This is a genomic window from Janthinobacterium sp. NKUCC06_STL (assembly GCF_019345455.1).
Taxonomy (GTDB): domain Bacteria; phylum Pseudomonadota; class Gammaproteobacteria; order Burkholderiales; family Burkholderiaceae_D; genus Janthinobacterium; species Janthinobacterium rivuli.
The window spans coordinates 1,895,531-1,919,400 of the sequence record NZ_JAHKQY010000001.1; the positions used below are offsets into that span (position 1 = coordinate 1,895,531).

22 protein-coding genes are annotated in these 23,870 nt (G+C 63.0%); 12 read left to right on the forward strand and 10 right to left on the reverse strand.

Annotated elements, in window-relative coordinates:
• Positions 1-46: 46 nt before the first annotated feature.
• The 4 genes from rsmA to KO539_RS08650 all read right to left on the reverse strand — a co-directional run bounded on the left by rsmA (position 47) and on the right by KO539_RS08650 (position 5,432).
• On the reverse strand, positions 47-826 hold the full coding sequence (gene rsmA, locus KO539_RS08635; protein WP_219308391.1) for a 16S rRNA (adenine(1518)-N(6)/adenine(1519)-N(6))-dimethyltransferase RsmA: 780 nt from the start codon (positions 824-826) through the stop codon (positions 47-49).
• Between the two features lie 89 nt (positions 827-915).
• Positions 916-1,971 carry a 4-hydroxythreonine-4-phosphate dehydrogenase PdxA gene (pdxA, locus tag KO539_RS08640; RefSeq protein ID WP_219308393.1) on the reverse strand — a complete coding sequence of 352 codons (1,056 nt, stop codon included), beginning with the start codon at positions 1,969-1,971 and terminating at the stop codon, positions 916-918.
• 19 nt (positions 1,972-1,990) lie between these two features.
• Positions 1,991-3,385 carry a peptidylprolyl isomerase gene (locus KO539_RS08645; RefSeq protein ID WP_257626142.1) on the reverse strand — a complete coding sequence of 465 codons (1,395 nt, stop codon included), beginning with the start codon at positions 3,383-3,385 and terminating at the stop codon, positions 1,991-1,993.
• Positions 3,386-3,488: 103 nt separating this feature from the next.
• Complete coding sequence (locus KO539_RS08650) at positions 3,489-5,432, reverse strand: LPS-assembly protein LptD (RefSeq protein ID WP_257626143.1); 1,944 nt, start codon at positions 5,430-5,432, stop codon at positions 3,489-3,491.
• Between the two features lie 6 nt (positions 5,433-5,438).
• On the opposite strand from KO539_RS08650, the gene KO539_RS30125 reads away from it, so the two are divergent.
• From KO539_RS30125 to KO539_RS08675, 6 genes are all read left to right on the forward strand, one after another.
• A complete protein-coding gene (locus tag KO539_RS30125) occupies positions 5,439-5,771 on the forward strand; it encodes a hypothetical protein (protein WP_257626144.1) in 333 nt (110 codons plus the stop codon).
• Positions 5,772-5,824: 53 nt separating this feature from the next.
• Complete coding sequence (locus tag KO539_RS08655) at positions 5,825-6,892, forward strand: aminoglycoside phosphotransferase family protein (RefSeq protein WP_219308399.1); 1,068 nt, start codon at positions 5,825-5,827, stop codon at positions 6,890-6,892.
• Positions 6,893-6,935: 43 nt separating this feature from the next.
• On the forward strand, positions 6,936-7,655 hold the full coding sequence (gene murU, locus KO539_RS08660) for an N-acetylmuramate alpha-1-phosphate uridylyltransferase MurU (RefSeq protein ID WP_219308401.1): 720 nt from the start codon (positions 6,936-6,938) through the stop codon (positions 7,653-7,655).
• Positions 7,655-8,977: a Xaa-Pro aminopeptidase gene (pepP, locus tag KO539_RS08665; protein ID WP_219308698.1), complete on the forward strand. Its 1,323-nt coding sequence runs from the start codon at positions 7,655-7,657 to the stop codon at positions 8,975-8,977. The genes murU and pepP overlap by 1 nt, the downstream gene beginning before the upstream one ends.
• Positions 8,978-8,986: 9 nt before the next feature.
• The gene (locus tag KO539_RS08670) at positions 8,987-10,129 is read left to right on the forward strand and encodes a UbiH/UbiF/VisC/COQ6 family ubiquinone biosynthesis hydroxylase (RefSeq protein WP_219308403.1); all 1,143 of its coding nucleotides are present in this window, start codon (positions 8,987-8,989) and stop codon (positions 10,127-10,129) included.
• 115 nt (positions 10,130-10,244) lie between these two features.
• Positions 10,245-11,198: a sensor domain-containing diguanylate cyclase gene (locus KO539_RS08675; protein ID WP_219308404.1), complete on the forward strand. Its 954-nt coding sequence runs from the start codon at positions 10,245-10,247 to the stop codon at positions 11,196-11,198.
• Positions 11,199-11,243: 45 nt separating this feature from the next.
• Here the strand turns inward: KO539_RS08675 and KO539_RS08680 are convergent, their stop codons facing one another.
• The 3 genes from KO539_RS08680 to KO539_RS08690 are packed head-to-tail and all read right to left on the reverse strand — an operon-like array spanning position 11,244 to position 14,158.
• Positions 11,244-12,698, reverse strand: a complete 1,455-nt coding sequence (locus KO539_RS08680; RefSeq protein WP_219308700.1) for an NAD(P)(+) transhydrogenase (Re/Si-specific) subunit beta — start codon at positions 12,696-12,698, stop codon at positions 11,244-11,246.
• Between the two features lie 8 nt (positions 12,699-12,706).
• The gene (locus KO539_RS08685; protein ID WP_035822749.1) at positions 12,707-13,021 is read right to left on the reverse strand and encodes an NAD(P) transhydrogenase subunit alpha; all 315 of its coding nucleotides are present in this window, start codon (positions 13,019-13,021) and stop codon (positions 12,707-12,709) included.
• 24 nt (positions 13,022-13,045) lie between these two features.
• On the reverse strand, positions 13,046-14,158 hold the full coding sequence (locus tag KO539_RS08690; protein ID WP_035822752.1) for a Re/Si-specific NAD(P)(+) transhydrogenase subunit alpha: 1,113 nt from the start codon (positions 14,156-14,158) through the stop codon (positions 13,046-13,048).
• A 412-nt stretch (positions 14,159-14,570) separates the two neighbouring features.
• Here KO539_RS08690 and KO539_RS08695 point away from each other — a divergent pair, with 412 nt between their 5' ends.
• On the forward strand, positions 14,571-15,050 hold the full coding sequence (locus tag KO539_RS08695; protein ID WP_034745637.1) for an NUDIX hydrolase: 480 nt from the start codon (positions 14,571-14,573) through the stop codon (positions 15,048-15,050).
• Positions 15,051-15,091: 41 nt separating this feature from the next.
• On the forward strand, positions 15,092-16,213 hold the full coding sequence (gene mnmA, locus KO539_RS08700; RefSeq protein WP_219308405.1) for a tRNA 2-thiouridine(34) synthase MnmA: 1,122 nt from the start codon (positions 15,092-15,094) through the stop codon (positions 16,211-16,213).
• Here the strand turns inward: mnmA and KO539_RS08705 are convergent.
• The 3 genes from KO539_RS08705 to KO539_RS08715 form a co-directional block, all read right to left on the reverse strand.
• On the reverse strand, positions 16,210-16,620 hold the full coding sequence (locus KO539_RS08705; protein ID WP_035828354.1) for a response regulator: 411 nt from the start codon (positions 16,618-16,620) through the stop codon (positions 16,210-16,212). The genes mnmA and KO539_RS08705 overlap by 4 nt on opposite strands.
• Positions 16,621-16,661: 41 nt before the next feature.
• On the reverse strand, positions 16,662-17,435 hold the full coding sequence (locus KO539_RS08710; RefSeq protein ID WP_035822757.1) for a 5'-3' exonuclease: 774 nt from the start codon (positions 17,433-17,435) through the stop codon (positions 16,662-16,664).
• 71 nt (positions 17,436-17,506) lie between these two features.
• Complete coding sequence (locus KO539_RS08715; protein ID WP_219308407.1) at positions 17,507-18,178, reverse strand: glutathione S-transferase; 672 nt, start codon at positions 18,176-18,178, stop codon at positions 17,507-17,509.
• Positions 18,179-18,341: 163 nt separating this feature from the next.
• Between KO539_RS08715 and KO539_RS08720 the strand changes: the two genes are divergently transcribed.
• From KO539_RS08720 to nagZ, 4 genes are all read left to right on the forward strand, one after another.
• The gene (locus KO539_RS08720; RefSeq protein ID WP_225242790.1) at positions 18,342-19,394 is read left to right on the forward strand and encodes a YjgN family protein; all 1,053 of its coding nucleotides are present in this window, start codon (positions 18,342-18,344) and stop codon (positions 19,392-19,394) included.
• A gap of 2 nt (positions 19,395-19,396) precedes the next feature.
• Positions 19,397-20,407 carry a M48 family metallopeptidase gene (locus KO539_RS08725; RefSeq protein ID WP_219308409.1) on the forward strand — a complete coding sequence of 337 codons (1,011 nt, stop codon included), beginning with the start codon at positions 19,397-19,399 and terminating at the stop codon, positions 20,405-20,407.
• A 101-nt stretch (positions 20,408-20,508) separates the two neighbouring features.
• Entirely contained in the window at positions 20,509-22,119 is a 1,611-nt protein-coding gene (locus tag KO539_RS08730) for an FMN-binding glutamate synthase family protein (protein ID WP_219308411.1), read from the forward strand.
• 182 nt (positions 22,120-22,301) lie between these two features.
• Positions 22,302-23,843 (forward strand): beta-N-acetylhexosaminidase, encoded by a 1,542-nt coding sequence (gene nagZ / locus KO539_RS08735; RefSeq protein ID WP_219308414.1) that lies wholly within the window; start codon positions 22,302-22,304, stop codon positions 23,841-23,843.
• Positions 23,844-23,870 lie beyond the last annotated feature (27 nt).

Consider the following 23,870-nt stretch of genomic DNA (forward strand, 5'->3'; position numbering starts at 1 on the left):
TGCTCAGACGCTGGTGGTGGAGAGGGTCTGACCCCAGCCCTTGCGATTACTGCGGTGCTTTGAGCAGATTCGCCAGCGCCACGTATTGCTCCAGCCCCACGGTCTCAGGACGCAGGGTCGGGTCGATGCCGGCCGCCTTGATCTGCTCTTCCGTAAACATCCCGGCCAGGCAGTTGCGGATCACCTTGCGGCGTTGCGAGAAGGCCTTCATGACGACGGCTTCCAGGGTCGCCTGGTCGCAGGCCAGGCGCTCGGCCACGGGGATCATGCGCACGATGGCCGATTCCACCTTCGGCGGCGGGTCAAACGCTGTCGGCGGCACGATGAACAGCAGCGACATCTTGTAGCGCCATTGCAGCATCACGGACAGGCGGCCATACGCCTTGCTGCCCGGTTCGGCCACCATGCGTTCGACGACTTCCTTTTGCAGCATGAAATGCTGGTCCTGCACCAGCGGCGCGAAATCCGCCAGGTGGAACAGCAATGGGCTGGAGATGTTGTACGGCAAGTTGCCCACGATGCGCAGCTTCTGGCCGGCCGGCACGGGAATTTGCGCGAAATCGAATTTCAGCGCGTCGCCCGAATGGATCGTCAGCTTGGCCGGATTAAACGTTTTTTCCAGGCGCACGATCAGGTCGCGGTCCAGCTCGACCACATGCATCTGTTTCAAATGGCGCAGCAGCTGCTCCGTCATGGCGCCCAGGCCGGGACCGATTTCGACCATGGCATCATCCGCCTGCGGCGCGATGGCGGCCGTGATGTCGTCGAGGACGAAGCGGTCATGCAGGAAGTTCTGGCCAAAGCGTTTGCGGGCAACGTGTTTCATAATTTTTTCTATCAATGCGGTAAAGCCGGCACAGGCCGGCGGGATCGTTGAGCAGGCAGCGTCGGGTTACGCCTTGCGGCTAACCCGACCTACGCTCTGGTCGGGGTGCTGGCGCGCAGCATGTCGAGCGCCGTTTGCAGCGCTTGCTCCATGCTGTGGCAATCGGCCAGCCCCAGCCCTTGCGCGGCCAGGTCCAGCGCCGTGCCGTGGTCGACCGAGGTGCGGATCAGCGGCAAGCCCAGGGTGATATTGATGCCGCGCCCGAAGGTCGCGTATTTCAGCACGGGCAAGCCCTGGTCGTGGTACATGGCCAGCACGCAATCGGCGTCGGCCAGATATTTTTGCTGGAACAGGGTGTCGGCCGGATACGGTCCGCGCGCATCGATGCCGCGCGCTTGCGCCGCGGCAATCGCCGGGGCGATGACGTCGATTTCCTCGCGTCCCAGATACCCGCCCTCGCCCGCGTGCGGGTTCAGGCCGGTAACGAGGATGCGCGGCGCGGCGATGCCGAATTTCTGTTGCAAGTCCGTCTGGAGAATATCGAGCGTGACGGCCAGGCTGTCCATGGTGATGGCGGCGGACACATCCTTCAATGGCAGGTGCGTGGTGGCCAGCGCCACGCGCAGGGTCGGTTCGCCATGTCCCGGTTCGCCAGCCAGCATCATCACCACTTGCGGTGTATTGGTTTTTTCTGCCAGGTATTCCGTGTGGCCGGAAAAGGCCACGCCGGCGTCGTTGATCGTGCTCTTTTGCAAGGGCGCCGTGACCATGGCGCCAAACCAGCCTGCTTGGATGCCTTCCACGGCCGCGTCCAGGGTGGCGAGCACGGAACGCCCGTTTTCCTTGTCCAGCACGCCGGGAATGACATTGTTGATGGTGGGAATATCGATCACGGCCAGGCGGCCGGGTCCAAACTGAGGCAGGCCGCTGTTGCGCACGGCTTGCAGCGACAGCGCCGCCAGTCGGATCTCCGGATCGATCAGGCTGGCCGTCAGCGCCAGGAAGGCGGCGTCGCCCAGCAGGATGCAGTTGACTTCATTGCGCATGGCCCAGGCCGCGCGTATGGAAATTTCCGGGCCGACACCGGCCGGTTCGCCACAAGTGATGGCGATGGCCGGGCGGCGTGCAAGGGGCAAGTTACTCATGCGCAATCAATCAGCGGCATTACTGGTCTTCCGCGCGGAATTCGACGTAAGCACGGTCGCGCACTTCGCGCGCCCAGTTTTCCGTCGCTTCTTCCAGCTTGCGTTCGCGCAAGGCGTTGCGCGCGGCGGCCCGTTGCTTCTCTTTCGAAACGTCGTCGCTCTTACGTTCCAGCACTTCGATCAGGTGGAAGCCAAAGCTCGATTCGATCGGCTCGCTCACTTCGCCCGGTTTCAGCGCATTCATCGCCGTTTCGAATTCCGGCACGGTGTCGCCTGGATACAGCCAGCCCAGGTCGCCGCCCTTGGCCGCCGAACCGTCATTCGAGAACAAACGGGCCAGGTCTTCGAACTTGGCGGCCTTGTTATCGAGGCGCTCTTTCAATTCCAGCAATTTACGCTTGGCTTCGGCCGCCGACAGGGTCGGCGTCACTTTCAGCAGGATGTGGCGGGCATGCGTCTGCTGCACGGCAGCGACGGCTTGCGCCTCGGCAGCGCTGCGGCGGTCCACCAGCTTGAGGATATGGAAGCCCGTGTTGCTCTTGATGATAGGCGTGATCTGGCCCGGCTTCAATTTCAGCAACTGTTCCGTGAACAATGGCGGCAGACGGTCGCTATGGCGCCAGCCGATATCGCCGCCGCTCAGCGCATCGCTGGCGTCGGAATAGGTGGCGGCCATCTTGGCGAAATCGGCGCCCGTGCGCAGCTGGCGGCTGACTTCTTCGGCGCGCGCGCGGCGTGCGGCGATCTGTTCAGGGCTGGAGTTTTCAGGGATGCGCACGAGAATCTGCGCCAGGTTCAGTTCCACCTGTTCGCTGGCCGCCGCTTTTTCCGCTTCCAGGAAGTTATCCACTTCGGAATCGGAAATCTGGATCTTGGCGTCGACTTCATGTTCGCGCAGGCGCTGCATGATGATTTCATCGCGGATTTCTTCGCGGAAAGTCGCAAACGGCGTGCCTTCTTTTTCCATCTGGTTGCGCAGCTCTTGCACCGTCATTTTTTGCTGTTCAGCAATGCGGCCAATCGCGCGGTCCAGGGTCAGGTCATCCACGCGCACGCCCATTTCCTTGGCCAGCTGCATTTGTGCGCGCTCGACAATCATGCGCTCGAGCAATTGACGACGCAGGTCGGCAGGATCGGGCAAGGGCACGTTCTGCGCCTTCATGCGCTGCTCCACGCTCTTGATACGGGCCGCCACTTCATTGCGCGTAATCACATCGTCATTGACGACGACGGCGATGGAGTCGATGGTCTGGCCACTGCTCGACGCGGGGGGCGTGAAGCCCTTGACCGGCGCTGGGGCAGCGGCAGCGGGCTTGGCCGCAGGAGCTGGCGCAGCCTGTTGCGCCCAGACACTACTGGTCGCGGCGCCGGAAATGGCGCACAACAAAACCGTTGCAATTTTGAGTTGGTGCATACTGGCATTACGCATAATGTGTAGAGCGCTCATGAGTTCAGGTGAATAAAAAAACCGGTTTGTGCCAGCGCCGGGGACACCGGCGGCGGCAACGGTGCCTATCTTAACGGAGTGGCTGGCTCAGTGTCTGGTAACCAGGGATGGTTTTTGTAAAAGTTTCCAGGCCATTCGCGCCCAGACCCAGGCCATTCGACAAGCCCGTCAATTCCAGCTGGAAGAAGATCGGCGTCGAGACAGTCTTGGCCGTCGTCACGAAACGCTGCGCGCCCATGCGGAACACCCAGCAGTCGCCCTTGTATTCCAGACCGACCAGGCTTTCCAGCATGCTGCGATCCTTGATGGAGTAACTGATGCGTCCCACGCCATACAGGCGATCCGTCAACGGCCATTGCGTCGATATTTCCGCATTGCGCAAACTGTCACGCTGGAAACGATTGCTGAAATTCAATACTTTCTTGGGACCTGGCTGATATTGCAAGCTGTAGTTGTAACTCATCAGGCGGCGATCGCTGGGATTGTACTGCACCAGGCTGTCGGCGGTCCAAGTCTCGGACACCCGGCCCGTTGCTGCCAGCAGGATATCGGAACGCGACTGGTTGACGGGCGTGGTCGAATTGAGCTGCACGCGCTGGTCGGCAAAATAGAAACGCTGGCCGAAGGTCAGGCGCATGCGCTCGGTGCCATCCGACTGCAGGAAGCGCGAGACGACGGCGGCCGTGACCTGGTTGGCGTCGCCGATGCGGTCGCTGCCGACAAAACGGTTTTCCGTGAATATCTGCGTCAGGTTGAACGTGCCGTCGGCCGTATCGAAATTCGGAAACTGCGACTGGTCGCGGTACGGCGTGTAGACGTAGAACAGGCGCGGCTCCAGGGTTTGCGTGCCGCCCTTGGCGCCAAACAGATTCGTGTCGCGTTCAAACACCAGGCCGCTGTCGACCGAGAAGGTCGGCACGGCGCGCGTAAACGAGGTATCCGGAAACAGCGCCTTGGTCCTGGCGTCATTGTCGAGCTGATACGCGCTGGCATTGAGCATCAGCTTGGGCGTGACGAAGTAGCCAGGGCGCATGATGGGGAAACTCACCTGCGGCACGGCCACGAGGCGCGAGCCTTGCACCAGGGTCGGGTGGGCGAAGCGCGTCGCTTCCGCGTCGAAGGTCCAGTCGAAGCCGCCCCAGACGTCATATTTGCCAGCGTGGAAGTTCACCGCCGGCAAGCGGTCATACGGGCGCGGCACGGTCACGTTGGGATCGGGATCCTGCAGCACCTGGTAATTCTGCACGCGCGCCGTCAGGCTCCAGTCCTCGGTGCGGTAATCGGTGCGCAATTCGCGCAGCAACTGGCGCTCGGTGGCGGTGGCGACGGTTTTCGAAAAATCGTTCGGGTAATTATTGTCGGACGCCTCGCGCAGATCCCAGCTGTAACTCCAGCCCTTGGCCAGCGCCTGCTCGTGCCTGGACTTGATCATGTAGCGGTTGGTCTTGGTTTGCTTGTCGTTAGGCAAGAACTCGAACGACGTCTCGCCCTGATACAGGCCGGCATCCGTCTCGCCCATGTAGCGGCCCGTCGCGCCGAGCTGGATGCCGCGCCGCTGGATGTAGCGCGGGAACAGGGTCAGGTCGCGGTTCGGTGCGATGTTCACGTAATACGGCATCAGCAGCTCGAAACCGTTCTTCGAGGCAAAGCCCGGCGTGGGCGCCAGCCAGCCCGAGCGGCGTGCACCGGACAGCGAAAACGAAATGCCCGGCGTGCCCAGGATCGGCACATCCTTGAAATAGATGATGGTCTTGCTGCCGGTGCCCACGTCGCGGCCCGTATCGAGGTTCAAGGTGCTCGATTTCAGGTACCAGTCCGGATTCGGCCCTTCGCAGGTACTGTAGGTGCCGTCGATCACAGTGGCTTCGTCGGGGTTGATGAAGTCGACGCGCTCGGCCTTGCCCTGGCCGCCGCCCACTTCGAAGCGGTACGTCGGGTTGAGCAGGAAACCCTTGCCGGTCTCCATGTTCAGCTTCAAGACGTCGCCCGTGTAGTAATCGCCGAAACGCCACATTTTGATATGGCCCTCGGCGTCGAACTGATCTTCAACTTGTTTGTAACAAGCTGTATCGGCCGTCATTTTTGTGGTTTTTCCGCGCTCAATCACGACATTTTTGTCGAGATTGATCTCCCTTTCGGGGCGTCCGTTCATGCTGTTCGCCGTCATGACGGTGGGCGCGTCGGGATCTTCCACATGAACCGGGCGCGGCGCTTTCTGGGCGTGGACAGGCACCGTCGTGGCGGCGACGAGCGCGCTGATGGCGAAAGCCCAGCGCTGCGAAGGGGGGGAGGCCGAAAACCAGCTCATGAATTGGAAGGGGCAAGCACCATGACAGGCGATTTTTTGATTTGAATCCCTTATTATATGGGAATACGCACCATCAACCCGATTCCACAGGCCGCTTAATGTCATTCTCCCCCAATTCCTCCACCGCACCGGCCTCCGCCGACGCTCGCCTGACCCTGTTGAAAGCCTGGTTGACCTCGCTGAACCTCGTCGCGCCCGAATCCGCCCGCCCCGCTTCCAGCGATGCGAGCTTCCGCCGCTACTACCGTCTCGACGTGCTGCCAGGCAATGCAACATTGCCAGGAAGTACACTCATCGCCATGGATGCGCCGCCCGAGCGCGAAAACGTGCCCGCCTATATCAAGGTGGCCAGCTTGCTGAAAGGCGCCGGCGTGTCCGTGCCCGACATCATCGCGCAAGACTTGGAGCAGGGCTTCCTGCTGCTGTCCGACCTGGGCACGACCACCTATCTCGACGCCCTGAACCACGACAATGCCAGCGTGCTGTACGCCGAAGCGCTGGAATCGCTGATGAAAATCCAGCTGGCCAGCCAGCCCGACGTCTTGCCTGAATTCGACCGCGCCTTCATCCTGCGCGAAATGAATCTGTTCCCGGAATGGTTTATCGGCAAGCACTTGGGCGCCACCTTGACGGATGTGCAACAAACCCAGCTGGACAAGGTTTTCGAGGCCATCACGGCGAATATCTTGTCGCAGCAACAAGTATTCATGCACCGCGACTACCATTCGCGCAATTTGATGCACATCAACGATGGTTCCATCCCCAATCCCGGCATCCTCGACTTCCAGGACGCCGTCTTCGGCCCCGTCACCTACGACATCGCCTCGCTGCTGCGCGACGCGTATATCCAGTGGGATGAAGAACTGGTGCTCGACTGGGTGATCCGCTACTGGCAGCGCGCCAAGCAGCTGGGCTTGCCAGTCAATCCCGACATCGACGCCTTCTACCGCGATTTCGAATTTACGGCCCTGCAGCGCCACCTGAAAATCCTCGGCCTGTTCGCGCGCCTGAACTACCGCGACGGCAAGGATCTGTACATGGGCGACCTGCCAACCGTGCTCGACTACGTGCGCAAGACGGCCAACCGCTACACGGAACTCAAGCCGCTGGTGCGTTTGCTCGATGCCCTCGAGAACAAAACGCCGCAAGTCGGTTACACCTTCTGATCACTTCAGAGCAATTTACAATGAATCAGAAAACGAGTAGTCCATGAAAGCCATGATCTTTGCCGCAGGCCGCGGTGAACGGATGCGTCCGCTTACCGATACCTGTCCCAAACCGCTGCTGAAAGTGCGCGGCCGTCCGCTGATCGTCTGGCATGTGCTGAACCTGGTGCGCGCCGGCATCACCGACATCGTCATCAACCATTCGCACCTGGGCCATCTGATCGAGGAAACCCTGGGCGACGGCAGCGCGTACGGCGCGCGCATCGCGTATTCGCCCGAGACCACCCCGCTGGAAACGGCGGGCGGCATCGCCCAGGCGCGCCACTTGCTGGGCGATGAACCATTCCTCGCCATTTCCGGCGACATCTATTGCCCGTATTTCGACTTCAAGCAGGTACTCGACGTGCTGGCCGACAAGGATGTGCTGGGCACGCCGTATCCGGCCGACCAACGCGACATCGCCTGGACTTACCTGGTGCCCAATCCCGACTTCCACCCCAAGGGCGACTTCGGCCTGACCTTGTTCGCGATCAACAATACGGACGACACCAAGTGGACCTTCGCCAACATCGGCGTGTACCGCCCTGAAATGTTCGACGGCATCGCGCCCGGCAGCCACGCCAAGCTCGGCGATTTGCTGCGCCGGTACGCGGACCAGGGCCGCGTGGGCGGTGAAGTCTATCCGGGCGAGTGGACCAATGTGGGTACGCCGGCACAGCTCGACGTGCTCAATGGCGTGACAGCCAAGGCGCCCGCCGCATGATGGCCAACTACGCGGCCCGGCGCGCGGCGCTGCTGGCGCAGATGCTGCCGGGCAGCGTGGCTGTCATTGCCACGGCGCCCGAGGTGCCACGCAACAGCGATTGCGATTATCCGTATCGCCACGACAGCTATTTCTATTACCTGAGCGGCTTTACGGAACCCGACAGCGCCGTGGCCCTCGTGGCCGCCAGCGCCACGGCGCCCGCGCGCGCCATCCTGTTTTGCCGCGCCAAGAACACGGAGCGCGAAATCTGGGACGGTTTCCGCCACGGCCCCGAGGCGGCGCGCACGACGTTCGGCTTCGACGGCGCCTTCCCCATCGAGGAACTCGACGTGGAAATGACGCGCCTGCTGGCCGACTGCCCCGCCATTTACTATGCGCTGGGCGGCAGCCTCGATGCGCAAGTAAAAGTCTGGCGGCACAACGTGCGGCAAAAGGCCCGCAGCGGCGTCACGGCGCCCGCCATCGCGCATGACGTCAATGACATGCTCGATGCCATGCGTCTGCTGAAAGACACGGAAGAACAGGGCCTGATGCGCCGCGCGGCCGCCATTTCCAGCGCCGCCCACGTGCGCGCCATGCGCGCCACGCGTCCCGGCATGCACGAATACGCGCTGGAAGCGGAGCTGCTGTACGAATTTCGCCGCAGCGGCGCGCAGTTCCCCGCATATTCCTCCATCGTGGCCGGCGGCGGCAACGCCTGCATCCTGCATTACAGCGCCAACAACGCGGTATTAACCGACGGCGAACTGGTACTGATCGACGCCGGCTGCGAACTCGATGGCTATGCCTCCGACATCACGCGCACCTGGCCCGTCAACGGCCGTTTCAGCGGCCCGCAACGGGCGCTGTATGAACTGGTGCTGGCGGCGCAACAGGCGTCGCTGGACATGCTGCGTCCCGGCTTGCCGCACAGCGCCATCCACGAGGCGGCCGTGCAGGTACTGGCGCAGGGCATGCTGGACCTGGGTTTGCTGGACCGGCAAAAAAGCGGCAGCGTGCAGGACGTCATCGCCGACAAGGCGTATATGCCCTTCTACATGCACGGCACCAGCCACTGGCTGGGCATGGACGTGCACGACGTGGGCGCCTACCGCGACACGGACGCGCCCGGCAAGCCGTGGCGCGCTTTGGCGCCGGGCATGGTGCTGACGGTGGAGCCGGGCATCTATGTGCGCCCGGGCGCGGGCGTGCCGGAGCAGTTCTGGCACACGGGCATCCGCATCGAAGACGATGTGCTGGTCACGCCGCAAGGCCATGAAGTCTTCAGCTCGGCGCCCAAGAGCGTCGCTGAAATCGAACAACTGATGTCACAGGATTAACGCCGCCGCATGCATACACCGTCCACTTTCGATCTCGCCATCTGTGGCGCCGGCCCCGTCGGCATGGCGCTGGCCGCTCTGCTGGTGCAGCGCGGCGGCCGTGCCGCCGGCATCGCCCTGCTCGATGCGAAATCCATCGAACAAGCGAGGCGCGACCCGCGCGCCATCGCCCTGTCGCACGGCAGCCGTCAGATTCTCGAGGAAGCGGGCGCCTGGCCCGTGGAGGCGACACAGATCCACCAGATTCACGTCTCGCGCCGCGGCCAGTTCGGGCGCAGCCTGATGGACCGCGGCGAGCATGGCGTCGAAGCGCTCGGCTATGTCGCCCGTTACGGCGCCGTCGTCAGCGCGCTGACCGACGTGTGCGAGCGCCTGGGCGTGGTCAGCCTGCGCCCGGCTCTGGTGACGGGCAGTGCCGAGGATGCCGACGGCGTCAGCGTGCAGATCGAGCAGGCGGGCGCCGCCTCGAGCTTGCGCGCCAGCCTGCTGGTGCAAGCCGAGGGCGGCCTGTTCGGCCAGCAGCCGGAACGCGCCGTCAGCCGCGATTATGGCCAGAGCGCCATCATTGCCCATGTGCGCACAAGTAGCCCCATCGCCCACCGCGCGTATGAGCGCTTCACCGACGAAGGCCCGCTGGCCCTGCTGCCGCAGGACGATGGCTACGCGCTGGTGTGGTGCGTGCCGCCCACGCGCGCCGAACAATTGCTGGCCCTGGACGATGCGGCCTTCCTGGCGCGCCTGGGCGCCGCCTTCGGCAGCCGCCTGGGACGCTTTACGCATACGACGCCACGCCTGGCGTATCCGCTGGGCCTGAACGCCCAGGGGGGCGGCACGCCGCGCACGGTCGCCATCGGCAATGCGGCGCAAACCCTGCATCCGGTGGCGGGACAGGGCTTGAACCTGGGCTTGCGCGACGCCGCCGTGCTGGCCCGCGTGCTGGCGCAGGACGGCAGTCCGGCCGGGCTGGAACGCTACGCCAGCCTGCGCCAGGCCGACCGGGGGCTGACCGTGCGCGTGACCGACACCATGGCGCGCATCTTCACGGGCAGCGCGCCCACACAGGGCATGCTGGGCCTGTCGCTGGGCCTGCTGGACGCATTTCCCCCTGCACGCAAGGCACTGGCCGGATTGATGATGTACGGCCGCCGCTAAGGCTTAGCAATAAGGAAAGAGCTGGGGCAAAAAAGAAACAGGGAACATATCCGGCATGGAGTAAACGGCCTGCGGATGCGACAATGGCTGTCACCTGGTTTCTGGCGACCGTTCCATGACAGATGCATTGCCCGCAGCACCGCCTGCCGCTCTTCCCGAAGTGCTGTTTTCCCGCCTGCTGGAAGACGCCCTCGACGCCGTCATCATCATCGACGAGCAGTGCCGCATCCGCTATATCAATGGCGCCATGCAGGCATTGTCCGGCTATGCCAGCGGAGAATTGCTGGGCCAGACCCTGAACGGCCTGCTGCCCGACGCCGTCGGCGCACAGCACGACAACCACGTGATCAACTACATCCGCAGCTCGCGCACCTCCAGCGTGCTGGGCAAGATACGCGAATTCGCCATCCGCCACCGCGACACGCAAATGATCCCCATCGAAATGAAGGCGATGGACCTGGGCGTGGTCGACGGCATGCGCTATTTCGGCGCCTTTTTGCTCGACGTGCGCGAACGGCGCGAACTGGCGGCAAAGAACGCCAGCCTGCTGGCGCAGCTGGAACAGCAGGCGCTGCACGATGCGCTGACGTCGCTGCCGAACCGGCGCGCCTATGAAGCGCAAGCCGAGCAGGCGATGGCGCGCGCGGCGCGTAGCGGCGCCGCCCTGAGCGTGGGCGTGGCCGATCTCGACCATTTCAAAAAGATCAACGATCGCTACGGCCATGCCGTGGGCGACGCCGTGCTGCGCACGGTGTCGCAGGCGCTGCGCGACACGGGACGCATCACCGACGTGGCCGCGCGCCTCGGCGGCGAGGAATTCGGCCTGCTTTTCCCCGACGCCAGCCTGCAGCAGGCGCACGTTGTGGCCGAACGCATCCGCGCCGCCGTGGCCGCCGCCATCACACCGTTGCCCGATGGCGGCGAACTGCAGGTGACAATCAGCATCGGCGTGGCCTCCCTGACGGCCGGCGCCACTCTGGACGCGGCCATGTCGGATGCCGACAAGGCCTTGTATGTCGCCAAGCACCAGGGACGCAACCAAGTCGTCGCGGCAGCAGCCAGCCAATAAAAACGGCCCGCACAAGGCGGGCCGCTCGTCTTGCATCGAGCGACCTTATTCGATTGCCTTGACCATATCCTCGATCACCTTCTTCGCATCGCCAAACACCATCATCGTGTTCGGCTGGTAGAACAGGTCGTTGTCCAGGCCCGCATAGCCGGACGCCATCGAACGCTTGTTGACGATGATGCTCTTGGCCTTATAGGCTTCCAGGATCGGCATGCCGGCGATCGGCGATTTCGGGTCTTTCGCGGCCGGGTTGACGACGTCATTCGCGCCCAGCACCAGCACCACGTCCGTCTGGCCGAATTCGCCGTTGATGTCTTCCATCTCGAAGACCTGGTCGTACGGCACTTCGGCCTCGGCCAGCAGCACGTTCATGTGGCCCGGCATGCGCCCCGCCACCGGGTGGATCGCATACTTGACGGTGATGCCCTTGTGCGTGAGTTTTTCCACCAGTTCCTTCAGCGAGTGCTGCGCGCGCGCCACGGCCAGGCCGTAGCCGGGCACGATGATGACGGTTTCCGCATTGCTCATGATGAAGGCGGCATCGTCGGCCGAACCCGATTTCACGGGCCGCTGTTCCTGCGCACCGGCCGCGCCGGCCGCTGGCGCATCGCCGCCGAAGCCGCCCAGGATGACGTTGAAGAACGAACGGTTCATGGCCTTGCACATGATGTACGACAGGATCGCGCCCGAGGATCCCACGAGCGAACCGGCGATGATCAGCATTGAGTTATTCAGCGAAAAGCCGATGCCGGCCGCGGCCCAGCCCGAGTAACTGTTGAGCATCGACACCACCACCGGCATGTCGGCGCCGCCGATCGGGATGATGATCAGCACACCCAGCGCAAAGGCGATCAGGGTCATGACGATGAACGGCGTCCACGCGGGTTCGACGCCATCGGCGAAGCAGAACGCCAGGCCCAGTCCCACCATCACCAGCGCCAGCACGAGGTTGAGCATGTGCTGGCCCTTGAAACTGACGGGCGCGCCCTGGAACAAACGGAACTTGTATTTGCCCGATAGCTTGCCGAAGGCGATCACGGAACCGGAGAACGTGATGGCGCCGACAAAGGTGCCGATGAACAGTTCGAAGCGGTTACCGATGGGCAGCGCCTCGCCGTTCTTGGCGATATTGAAGGCCCACGGTTCCGACACGGCCGCCACGGCGATGCACACTGCCGCCAGGCCGATCAGCGAGTGCATGGCCGCCACCAGTTCCGGCATCTTCGTCATTTCCACGGTTTTCGCAAGGTAGGCGCCGATGGCGCCGCCCGTGACGATGCCGATGATGACGAGTGTCAGGCCCATGCCGCCCGTTTGCTGCTCCTTCAGTTTCAGGATCAGCGCCACGGTGGTGACGGCGGCAATGGCCATGCCGCTCATGCCGAAGGCATTGCCGCGGCGCGCCGTCGAGGGCGACGACAGGCCTTTCAAGGCCTGGATGAAGCACACCGAGGCGATCAGGTACATCATCGTCACCAGGTTCATGGTGACGAAGCTCATGGCGTGACTCATTCTTTTGCTCCTTGCTTGGCTTTCGGTTCTTTTTTACGGAACATCTCGAGCATGCGCTGCGTGACGAGGAAGCCGCCGAACACGTTGACGGCGGCCAGGGCCACGGCCAGGGTGCCGGCCGCCTGCGCCAGCGGGCCTTGCGTCAGGCCAGCCGCCAGCATGGCGCCGACGATGATGATGGCGGAAATGGCATTGGTGACGGCCATCAGCGGCGTATGCAGCGCCGGCGTGACGGTCCAGACGACGTGGTAGCCGACATAAATGGCCAGCACGAAGATGATCAGGTTGGTGATGGTATGACTGATTTCCATGATGTTATTCTCTCCGGCGCCGCGTTATTTTCTGAGGATGTCATTGCCCGCGCAAACCAGGCTGGCCTTGATGATTTCATCCTCGCGGTCGATCAGCAATTGATCGTCCTTGTCGATGATGAGCTTTAAAAAGTCCAGCACATTGCGCGCATACAGGGCCGAAGCGTCGGCCGCCACCAGGGTCGCCAGGTTCGGTTCGCCCACGATGTACACGCCGTGTTTCACCACCGTCTTGCCCAGTTCGGACAAGGGGCAGTTGCCGCCCTGCTCCACGGCCAGGTCGACGATGACGGAACCGGGCTTCATGGCTTTCACCGTTTCTTCGGAAATGAGCACGGGCGCGGCGCGGCCGGGAATCAGTGCGGTGGTGATGATGATGTCGGCCAGTTTCGCCCGTTCGTGAACGAGTTCAGCCTGGCGGCGCATCCAGTCGGCCGGCATGGCGCGCGCATAGCCGCCCGAGCCCTTGGCGATTTCCTTTTCTTCATCCGTGAGGAAAGGCACGTCGAGGAACTTGGCGCCCAGCGACTCCACCTGTTCCTTGACGGGTGGGCGCACGTCGGACGCCTCGATGACGGCGCCCAGGCGCTTGGCCGTGGCGATCGCCTGCAGCCCTGCCACGCCCACGCCCATGATCAGCACGCGGGCCGCCTTGACGGTGCCGGCCGCCGTCATCAGCATCGGCATGAAGCGCTGATAGGTATTCGCGGCCACCAGCACGGCCTTGTAGCCGGCGATGTTCGCCTGCGACGACAGCACGTCCATCGACTGCGCGCGCGTGATGCGCGGCACGGCTTCCAGCGCGAAGGCGGACAGCCCGGCCGTGGCCATGGCGGCGATATTGTCCGCGTCAAACGGGTTCAGCATGCCGATCAGCACCGTGCCGCTGGCCATCAGGGCCCGTTCTTCGGCATCGGGTGCGCGCACCTTGAGCACGATGGCGCAGCCATAGGCTTCCTGGGCGGTGCCGATCTGCGCGCCAGCGGCGGCATACGCGTCGTCGGGAATCGATGCTTGCAAGCCCGCTCCCGACTGCACGACGATCTGATGCTTGGCTGCCAGCTTCTTGACTGTCTCGGGCGTAGCCGCCACCCGCGTTTCACCAGGCCGTGTTTCGGCCGGTATGCCTATCCTCATGATGCCTCCGCTAATTGATAAACTGACTAGAATCTAACACGGAAAGCAGCGCGTTAAACGTTTGTGAAGCAGCAACTTTTAGTCGTACGACACTAATTTACCCGTAATACCAATCCTTGTTCCGCCATGCGGTATGGCGCCCGTATTGTGGGAAAGGTGTGTCAATCTCACCACAGTCGAGCACGTGTGCGCGCTTGTTTTGACCACCGGTAAAGCCTATATTAGCGGGCGTTTCCTGCCATCTTGCCGCCTAAGCCCCCATGCTAGTGCGCTCCCCGGGAAAGACGTAAGTACCTCCCACCGCTATTTGCTAAAACGTTGTCATTTATCAATATGTCCGCGCAACAGAAGGCCGGGTTCAAACCGCGCGCGCAGAACAAGATAAAATGTCGGCTCTTTCAAGGATGGAATCATGCCGAGAATCTGGAAACCCTCTGTCACCGTTGCCGCCATCGTCGAGCGCGACGGCCTGTTTTTACTGATTGAAGAAGAGACCAGCGAAGGCATCAAGATCAATCAACCGGCCGGTCACCTCGACCCGTTCGAGTCGCTGGAACAGGCGGTGATCCGCGAAACGCTGGAAGAAGCGGCCTACGATTTCATCCCCACGGCACTGGTCGGCATGTACATGTCGCGCTATCAGTCACTGCGCACGGGCGAGGACGTGACCTATTTGCGCTTCACCTTTTGCGGCACGGCCGGCGCCGAGCATGACCGCCCGCTGGACGAAGGCATCATCCGCACCCTGTGGATGACGCGCGACGAGCTGGCGGCGTGCCAGGAACGCCACCGCAGCCCGCTGGTGCTGCAGTGTGTGGACGAATACCTGGCCGGCCGGCGCGCGCCGCTGGCCCTGCTGCACACGCATGCGTCCGTTTTCAATAGCGCATAGCAATACGCATTGCCATATTATTAAAGTAACTGGAAAGCAAGATGAGCAAGAAGAAAGTCGTTATCGGCATGTCGGGCGGGGTCGATTCCTCGGTCGCGGCATGGATGCTGAAGGAACAAGGCTATGAAGTCATCGGCCTGTTCATGAAAAACTGGGAAGATGACGACGATTCGGAATACTGCTCCACGCGCCAGGACTGGATCGACGCGGCCAGCGTGGCCGACGTCATCGGCGTCGATATCGAAGCCGTCAATTTCGCCTCCGAATACAAGGACCGCGTGTTCGCTGATTTTTTGCGCGAATACCAGGCCGGCCGCACGCCGAACCCGGACGTGCTGTGCAACGCCGAAATCAAGTTCAAGGCCTTCCTCGACCACGCCATGACCCTGGGCGCCGACCTGATCGCCACCGGCCACTATGCGCGCGTGCGCCAGGCGCCTCTAGATGCGGGCCGCTATGAACTGCTGAAAGCCGTCGACGCCAGCAAGGATCAAAGCTACTTCCTGCACCGATTGAACCAGGCGCAGTTGTCCAAGACTTTGTTCCCGCTCGGTGAAATCCCGAAGACCCAAGTGCGCCAGATCGCCGAGAAACTGGCCCTGCCGAACGCGCAAAAGAAGGATTCCACGGGCATCTGTTTTATCGGCGAACGCCCGTTCCGCGAATTTTTGAACCGCTACCTGTCGTACAAGCCGGGCCCGATGAAAACGGCCGACGGCAAGACCGTGGGCGAACACGTGGGACTGAGTTTTTATACCCTGGGCCAGCGCAAGGGCATCGGCATCGGCGGCGTGAAGTCGTACCAGAATGCGGACGGCAGCAGCGACGCCTGGTATGTGGCGCGCAAGGATATCGCCAACAACACTCTGTGGGTGGTGCAGGGCCACGACCACCCGTGGCTGCTGTCGCCGGCCTTGACGGCCGACCAGGCCAGCTGGGTTGCCGGCGTGGCGCCGCAAGCAGGTGCATTGAGCGCCAAGACGCGCTACCGCCAGGCCGACGTGGCTTGCCAGTTGCTGCCGGACGGGAATGAACACTTCAGCCTGGCCTTCGACCAGGCGCAATGGGCCGTCACGCCAGGCCAGTCGGCCGTGCTGTACGACGGCGACGTGTGCCTCGGTGGCGGCATCATCGCCAGCGCGAGCGGCCTGGCTGGCGTCTAACTATTGCCTTGCGCAGCGGCGGCAAGCGCCTGCTGCTGCTTGCGCACCATGGCAATGACCGTATTGCGCACGGTTTTCAGCACCGTGTCTGCCATGAACGGTTTCACGATGAAGCCCGACACGCCCATGGCGTGGGCCGCTTGCAGCGAGGCGGCGTCGATGCCGCCCGAGACCATGAAAATGAGCGTCTTCGGATACTGGGCGCGGATGGTTTGCACCACATTCGTCCCATCTTCCACCTGTTCGCGCGCGATGCACACGAAATGCGGGTGGTGCTTGACCAGCAGCGCCAGCCCCAGCGCGCTCGTATGCGTCTGCCCGCAGACATCGTAGCCGCCATCGGTCAGGACCGTATTCAGCAGGCCGCGCGCCACGGCGCTGCTATCGATCAGGACTGTCTTTAACATCATGATTTACTTCCCTTGCTTGATTGTTCTTGCCTGGCGTTCTATTTTTCCCACGCCAGCTTGTTCCAAGTGACACCCAAGGTCACGTCGGTCTTGAGTTCCACTAACTTTCTTGAAAGATACAGTATTTCCCGCTCTTTTCGCAGGCTTTCACCCAGTGCACCGGGCAAAATGCCCGCGCCGGCCATCACGGCGTCGATATTGCCGTAGGCGCGCAACAGTTTCGCGCCCGTCTTCAGGCCGATCTTCGACACGCCGGGGATGCTGTCGGTGACGTCGCCCATCAGCGCCAGCAGGTCAGGCAGCAGTTCCGGCGGCACGCCGAACTTTTTCTCGACCCAGGCGTGGTCGTGCCAGATGCCCTTGAAATGGTCCCACACGAGCGCGCCGTGCGCGATCAAGCCATGCAAGTCCTTGTCGGTGGTGGCAATGACGGCCGCGCCACGCCCCTCGTGCAGCCAGCGCATGACGGCCGTGCCGATCACGTCGTCGGCCTCGACCTCGGGAATGCTGACCACGTGCATGCCGAAGCTGGCCAGGGTATCGTAAAAGCCGGGCAAGGCGTCGCGCAGCACCTGCGGCATGGGCTGGCGCCCCTCGCGGTAACCGGCATACAGGGCGTGGCGCCAGGTCGGGCCACCGAAATCGAAGGCCGGCAGGATATGCGTCGGCTCGTGGTCGTTGATGAGGGTGCGGAATGACGACAGCGCATGGCGCAGCGCGATCTCCGCCTTCAGGTCGGAATCGGGTTCAGGACTGGCTTCGTAGACGCGGCGTACGATATTCAAGCCGTCGATAGCGAGGAGTCTGGCCATGCGGTAAGTGGATACTGGTTGAATCGGGCATTTTACCGTATGGTTCCCCGCACATCGGGCCTGAATGCCGCTTATTTGGCGAAATCGTAGGGTCCGCCTTTTTCCAGGGCGCGCTGGTAGGCCGGGCGCGCATGAATGCGCTGCAGGAACGCCGTCAGCTTCGGCAAGCGCTCGTCGAGTCCGCCGCGCATGGCGGCCGCTTCCAGCGGAAAACTCATCTGGATGTCGGCCGCCGTGAATTCATTGCCAGCAAACCATTTGCTGTTCTCCAGCTCCGCTTCCATGTAGGCCAGCTGGCTGGTGATATTGGGCAGGACGAAGCTGCTCTTGACCTTGCTGGCAATGCCGCGCGCGATCGGCTTGACGAAAAACGGCATCGGCGACGATTCGACCTTGTCGAACACCAGCTTCATCAGCAGCGGCGGCATGGCCGAGCCTTCCGCGAAATGCAGCCAGTAGGTCCAGCGCAGCTTGTCCGGCGTGCCAGCCGCCGGGATCAAACGGCCATTGCCGTAGCGCTCGACCAGGTACTCGATGATGGCGCCCGATTCGGCGATGGTGTTGGCGCCATCGGTGATCACGGGCGACTTGCCCAGCGGATGCACGGCTTTCAAGGAAGCGGGCGCCAGCATGGTTTTCGGGTCGCGCTGGTAGCGCTTGACCTCGTAGTCGAGGCCCAGTTCCTCGAGCAGCCAGAGCACGCGCTGCGAGCGCGAGTTGTTCAGATGGTGGACGACGATCATGGTTTTCCCGGTAACGATGGTTGAGTTCCAGTATAGCCGGGGACGGCCGGATCGGGGCGGCGCAAGCGAATCGACGAAAAAATTGCGAAAAACAGTATTTTCAATTGATAACTTTTCAATAATCCCTTATCTTGTTTTGTTTCCCATCAGTAAGGAAACCCCTGTGGATTTCGACGCAAACAACACTACTCCCAGACAAGAAGCCATCACCTTCAGCGCCACCGGCAGCGAATACTTCCGTATCTGGATCGTCAACCTGCTGCTGAGCATCGTCACCCTGGGCATTTACTCCGCCTGGGCCAAGGTGCGCCGCAACCGCTATTTCTATTCGAGCACCCACCTGGCTGGCAGCAGCTTCGAATATCATGGCAATGCCGTGGCCATCCTGAAGGGCCGCATCGCGGCCGTCGTGCTGATCGGCGGCTACAACATCGCCCTGAAGGTTTCGCCCATCGTGGGCCTGCTGATGTTCGTGCTGCTGGCCGCCATTTTGCCCTGGCTGATATGGAAAAGCCTGCAATTCAAGCTGTACAACACCAGCTACCGGGGCATCCGCTTCGGTTTCGGCGGCAGCGCCCGGGAAGCCTACAAGTATTTCCTGTGGCTGCCCATCCTCAATACCTTCACCCTGGGCTTGATGACGCCATTCCTGCACCAGCGCCTGAAGCGCTTTCAGCACACGCAAAGCCGTTTCGGCGCCACCCATTTCAGCTTTGACGCCACGGTCGGCAGCTTCTACAAGACCTATCTGCTGTTCTTCGCGCTGCTGCTGGGCGGCCTGCTGGTCCTGATTTTCGTCGTCTTCGGCAGCGTGTTCACCTCGTTTGCGGCCAATATGAATGACAAGGCCAAGGTTGGCAGCCTGCTGTTTGCCATCGGCGCCTTGTACCTGTGGGCGTTCACCGTGCTGCCGCTGTTCATGACCATGATCCAGAACCTGATCTGGAACCATACGCGTTTGCAGCAGCACCAGTTCCAGTCGCAGCTGACCTGGGGCCGCACCACCTTCATCATGCTGACCAACCTGCTGGGAGTCGTCGTCACACTGGGCCTGTTCGCGCCATTCGCCCATGTGCGCTGGCTGAAGTACCGCCTGGAAGCGACGTCGATGCTGGTGCACGGCAGCCTGGACGAGTTTGTCGCCGCCACGGGCCAGCAAGTGTCGGCCACCGGCGAAGGCATGGCCGACCTGCTGGACTTCGACCTGTCGATGTAAGCATGAACGCCGACACGCAAGAAGACCACGCCGCGCTGGCCGCCCGCTATTTCGACGGCCAGAGTTCGCGCCTGTACCACGTCACGCTCAGCGTGCGCGATGGCGTGGCCGTGCTGGCCGGCGATATCGCGCGCAGTTGCCCGCTGGGCGAGCTGCACGTGTCCGAACGCAGCAGCCACGCCGTGCGCAAGGTCAGCTTCCCCGACGGCGCCTACCTGGAGATCGCCGACCAGGCGGCCTTCAACAGCCTGCTGCACGCCACGGGCCACCGCGACGGCTGGGTGGTGCGGCTGCAGCAAAGCTGGCGCGGCGCCCTGCTGGCCACGGTCGCCACCGTGCTGGCCCTGTGGCTCAGCTATCAGTACCTGCTGCCCGTGGTGGCGAAGGGGGTCGCATATGCGATTCCCCAGTCCGTCGAGCGCCAGCTGGGCCAGGGCGTGCTCGATTTCCTCGACCAGCATGTGTTTGAGGCGAGCAAGCTTGCTGACGCGCGCCAGCAAGCCTTGCGCGCCCAGTTCACGCGCCTGGCCACGCCCGGCGACAGCACGCCCGTGCACCGCATCGTTTTCCGCAAGAGCAAGATCGGTCCGAACGCGTTTGCCCTGCCGTCCGGCGACATCGTGCTGACCGATGAAATGATCGAACTACTGCCGGACGACCTGGCCATCATGGGCGTGCTGGCGCATGAGCTGGGACATCTGCAGCAGCGCCACCTGACGCGGCGCATCATCCAGACTTCGGCCGTCGGCGCCGGCGCGGCGCTGCTGTTCGGCGACGTGTCGACGGTGGTGGCGACCTTGCCGCCGCTGCTGCTGGACTTGAAGTATTCGCGCGATGTCGAACGCGACGCGGACGACTACGCCATCGCCATGCTGCGCCAGAACGTCATCCCGCTGGAACACCTGGCGCAAGTGTTTGTCGCCCTGGGCAAACTGGACCAGGGCACGCCCTACCTGTCGAGCCATCCGGCCAGCACTGAACGGGTCGAGCGTATCCGCGCCGCACAACGGTAATCCCGCGCGGCGTCCACGGGGCGCCGCGTTCTTTCCCACCAGCACGTTCCGCGAATCGAAGGTAGACTCGGCAGTATCAGTCTGACTTCACCGGAGTGCCCATGCACCTAGTACCATTTCGCTACCTGACCTTCATTGCGACGGCAGCCATCTTTGTCCTGTCCCTGTTTTACTACGATCATTACTGGCTGCCCGTGCTGGCAGGTGCGCTGACCCTGGTCGGCATCAGCGACCTGCTGCAAACGAAGCGCGCCCTGCGCCGCAACTACCCCATCCTCGCGCACTTCCGTTTCTTCTTCGAGAGCATCCGCCCCGAAATCCGCCAGTATTTCCTGGAAAGCGACAGCGAGGCGACGCCGTTCTCGCGCAGCCAGCGCAGCATCGTCTACCAGCGCGCCAAGGAGCAGACGGACAAGCGTCCGTTCGGCACCCAGCTCGACGTGTATGCAGCGGGCTACGAATGGATCAACCATTCCATCGCGCCCGCCAAGGTGACGGGCCACGATTTCCGCATCGAGATCGGCAACCATCCGGACTGCCCGCGTGAAAAGCCGTATTCGGCCAGCGTCTTCAATATCTCGGCGATGAGCTTTGGCGCCCTGTCGGCCAACGCCATCCTGGCCCTGAACGGCGGCGCGCGCAGCGGCGGCTTCATGCACGATACGGGCGAAGGCAGCATCAGTCCTTATCACCGAGAAAACGGCGGCGACCTGGTATGGGAAATCGGCTCCGGCTACTTCGGCTGCCGCAACCAGGACGGCACGTTTTCGGAAGAGCGCTTCATCGCCAACGCCAGCTCCGAGCAAGTGAAAATGATCGAGCTGAAAATGTCGCAGGGCGCGAAACCCGGCCACGGCGGCGTGCTGCCCGGCCCGAAAGTGACGATCGAGATCGCCACCACGCGCGGCGTGATGGTGGGCGAGGATTGCGTCTCGCCGGCCGCGCACAGCGCCTTTTCCACGCCACTGGAAATGCTGCATTTTATCGACCGCCTGCGCACGCTCTCCGGCGGCAAGCCGACGGGCTTCAAGCTGGCCATCGGCCACCCGTGGGAATTTTTCGCCATCGTGAAAGCCATGCTGGAAACGGGCATCACGCCCGACTTCATCGTCGTCGACGGCAGCGAAGGGGGCACGGGCGCCGCGCCGCTGGAATTCACGGACCACGTGGGCACGCCGCTGCAGGAAGCGCTGGTGCTCGTGCATAACACGTTGGTGGGCGCCAACCTGCGCGCGAAGATCAAGATCGGCTGCTCGGGCAAGATCATCACGGCCTTCGACATCGCCCGCCTGCTGGCGCTGGGCGCCGACTGGTGCAATTCGGCGCGCGGCTTCATGTTCGCGCTGGGCTGCATCCAGTCGCAAAGCTGCCACACGGACCGCTGCCCCACGGGCGTGGCCACGCAAGACCCGCAACGCCAGCGCGCGCTGGTGGTGCCCGACAAGATCGCCCGCGTGGCGCACTTCCACCAGAACACCATGAAGGCGCTGGCCGAACTGATCGCCGCCGCCGGCCTGGCGCACCCGCAGGAACTGCGTCCGCATCACCTGGTGCGCCGCATCTCGCCGAATCAGGTGAAACTGGCGTCGGCCCTGCTGCCGTTCCTGGAAGCGGGCCAGTTGCTCGACCCGAGCCAGCTGCCGCAACTGCCGCCCGTGTTCGGCCTGTACTGGCCCAAGGCGCAAGCGGCTTCGTTCCAGCGCCTCGATTGATGCCGGCACTGCGCAAGTGGAGCAATACCACTTAATAACCACTTGCGCAAATATCCAAATCCAATACAATACCAAAATAAGTACAAAACCAAGGCAGCTTTTCCGGTGATTGTCCAGACGCGTCACCAGGGGCCAGAATACGGACTTGTCGTCATCAGAATGAATACCGGAGGAGTTGCAGCATGGAGCAGGGTTTGCGCGAGAAAGTAGGACAGCTATTCATGGTGGGCTTCGACGCCCTGCAGGCGGACGAGCATATCAAGACCTTGATACGCGAAAAAAAGGTGGGCGGCGTGATCCTGTTCCGCCGCAACGTGCACACGCCCGCGCAAGTGTCCGCCCTGTGCCGCGAACTGCAGGAGATCAACGCTGAAGTGTCCGACATTCCGCTGCTGATCTCCATCGACCAGGAAGGCGGCATGGTGATGCGCATCGAGCAGGGCGTGACGCCAATTCCCGCCGCGATGGCCTTCCAGGCGGCCGGCTCCATCGACGACTGCGAACGCATGAACCAGATCAGCGGCGATGAAATGCGCCAGCTGGGCATCAACCTGCTGCTCGCGCCCGTGCTCGATGTGAACAACAACCGCAACAACCCCGTCATCGGCGTGCGCGCGTATGGCGAGGATGCCGCCACCGTCATCGCCTACGGCATGGCGGCCATGCGCGGCCAGCGCGCCAGCGGCATGGCCGTCACCGCCAAGCATTTCCCCGGCCACGGCGACACGGCCATCGACACGCATTACGCCATGGCCCTGGTCCCACACGACAAGGAACGCCTGCACGCCGTGGAACTGGCGCCGTTCCGCGCGGCCATTGCCGGCGGCGTGGACGCCATCATGACGGCGCACGTGGTCTTCCCCGCCTTCGAGGCCGACACCAAGGTGCCGGCGACCCTGTCGAAAGGCGTGCTGACGGACCTGCTGCGCGGCGAGTTGAAATATCAGGGCGTGGTCATCACCGACTGCCTGGAAATGGCGGCGATTGCCGACGGCATCGGCATCGCCCAGGGCGCCATCGCCACCTTGCAGGCGGGCGCCGACATCGTCCTCATCTCGCACCGCAAAGCGCAGCAGACGGCGGCCATCGACGCCGTCATCGCCGCCGTGCAGCGCGGCGACATCGCCATCGACCGCATCGACGCGGCTTGCGCGCGCGTGGCTGAACTCAAGCGCAACCGCGCCGTGCGCGACTGGCGCAACCGCCCCGTCGCCCCGCCGGCGCTGATGCAGCCGGCCGCCATGGCCCTGTCGCAGCTGCTGCAAAAAGCCGCCTTGCGCGTGCAGGGTGACTACCGCCCGCTCGACGCCAGCCTGCCCGTGACCCTGCTGACGGTGGAAGTGCGCTCGCGCAGCGAAATCGACGAAGTGGCGCTGGGCCGCAACAAGGAAGCGCGCAGCTCCATGCTGCCGGCGCTGCTCGAAGCGGGCCTGGATGTGCGCGAATATGCCTTGTCGGCCGAAGCGCTGGAAGAAGAGGTCGACGCCGCCATCGCCTTTGCGCAAGGCGCGCAGCAGATCGTGCTGCAAACGTACAACGCCATGTTCGTCGATGGCCAGCGCCGCCTCGTCGAAGCCCTGCCGCAGGATAAACTGTGGCTGGTGGCGGGCCGTTTGCCGTATGACCTGGACCTGGCGCCCCACGCGCAAGGCCGCCTGGCCGCCTTCGGCTGCCGTCCGGCCGCGCTGGTGCCAGTGGTCGACAAGCTGGCGGGCAAGGTGTAAAACCACACCGCCTTCCTGCACATGCCG